This is a genomic window from Thauera terpenica 58Eu (assembly GCF_000443165.1).
GTDB classification, from domain to species: Bacteria; Pseudomonadota; Gammaproteobacteria; order Burkholderiales; family Rhodocyclaceae; genus Thauera; species Thauera terpenica.
Map to the genome: position 1 here is coordinate 1 of NZ_ATJV01000120.1, position 1,397 is coordinate 1,397.

The 1,397-nt window shown below is 63.0% G+C and carries 2 protein-coding genes; both read right to left on the reverse strand.

What is annotated here, in order from left to right:
- Window positions 1–343 precede the first annotated feature (343 nt).
- Window positions 344–493, reverse strand: coding sequence for a stable inheritance protein KleA (kleA, locus tag M622_RS40250; protein WP_021251073.1), 150 nt, complete (start codon window positions 491–493; stop codon window positions 344–346).
- A 15-nt stretch (window positions 494–508) separates the two neighbouring features.
- Window positions 509–1,300 carry a DUF3560 domain-containing protein gene (locus tag M622_RS38500; protein WP_021251074.1) on the reverse strand — a complete coding sequence of 264 codons (792 nt, stop codon included), beginning with the start codon at window positions 1,298–1,300 and terminating at the stop codon, window positions 509–511.
- Between the last annotated feature and the right edge of the window lie 97 nt (window positions 1,301–1,397).

Below are 1,397 nucleotides of genomic sequence, written 5' to 3' on the forward strand. Positions count from 1 at the left end.
CAAGCTCCCGGCAAGGCCGGGGGAAGGAAGCCGCAGGCGCACATTCCCCCGGCGACGCATAGCGGCGAGCGATGCCTTTGCCTTTCATGTTTTCGCGGACGCGAAAACGAAAGCCCGCTTGCAGCGGGCTTGTGATGGTGGTTCGGGTGGAACTCCGGGCCGGTCAGCGCCCGGAAGGCATCAGGTTCACGCGAACCCGGATCGTGTCGCCGTTGGGCGCGTGTGGAGCCCTTGCCCGAAGGCAAGGGCGGTTTCCTTACTGCTCGGCCTTGGTCTTGGCCTCCTGAATCTCGGCGTCACTCCACTGGCCGCGAATGCGGCCTTCCAGCGCCAGGGAAGCCCGCTACGCCTCGCCACGCTTCGCGCTCACTTGCCGCTCAAGCTCGGCAGCCTCACGCACCAAGCCACTGATGGCTTCGCAGTCGTTGAGGATCGGCGTTCCGACCTCGGGGAGAAGCGTCACCCACTTCATGACGGTTTGAAAATCGTCCATCGTGCGACTCCTTGCTTACTTGGTTTCGTCGAGAACGGCGCGGATGGTTTTCGCCGCCCACAAACCGGCGTTATTCAACTGGCGCACCCACGCCCCGCGCGACGGGGACCACTTGAAGGCATGCGACTTCAATAGGCTGCGGGTGTCTTCATCGGGCTTGCCGGGGAAAATGAACATCACGCGGTTTTCCTCGGTGTCCTCGCGGTAGGTGTAGCCGTTGCCTTCCTGCTCCACGTCCTCCCGCTGGCTGCGCCGTTCCAATTCGGCAATGCGGGCCTTGATGCGTCGCGCATTGGCGTTGTTGTTCGAGAGGGCATAGGACGGGAAGCCGACACGCCCGCAGAAGTCCGGCTTGACTGCCTCGGCGGCCTGCGCCTCGGTGAAGCCGATCGCCACCAGCGCGGCGGCCTGGTCTTCCGGGGTCTTGTGGGCACGAATGGCCTTGTTCGCAGCCTTCATCCGCTCCTGCGATTGCTCGATGCTCGCCAGCTCGGCGCGCAGTTTCTCGATGGCCTCGGGGTCGTCGCTCGAAATCCCGCCAGCGCCCACGCTGGCCGCCTTGCTCGCATAGTGGGCAGCCTTGTCTTGCAGGGCGAAGGCTTTGCCGTAGGTGTTGTGGATGCGTCCGCGGAAGTTACGGTCGCGCTGTTCGCTGTGATGCCCGATCAAGATGGGCTGGCCGAAGGGGATGGCCTCACCCATGCTGCGGGCGCGCTTGTAGGTGCTCGCGCTCTCGGCGCTGGCCTTCGCGGCGCGTTCTTCAAAGCGGGCCTTGCGGGCGGCTTGTTTGGCTTCGTAGCTATTCACGGTATTGGTTCCTTACGTTGACTTGAGGCTTTTATTTGCTGGCGATTCGTCTCGATCACCATGACTAAAGTATATTCTCTGCCCGGTTTCGTGTCAA

Coding starts and splice junctions, on each gene's coding strand:
- kleA (WP_021251073.1), bottom strand. CDS start 493: ATGGACGATTTTCAAACCGTCATGAAGTGGGTGACGCTTCTCCCCGAG.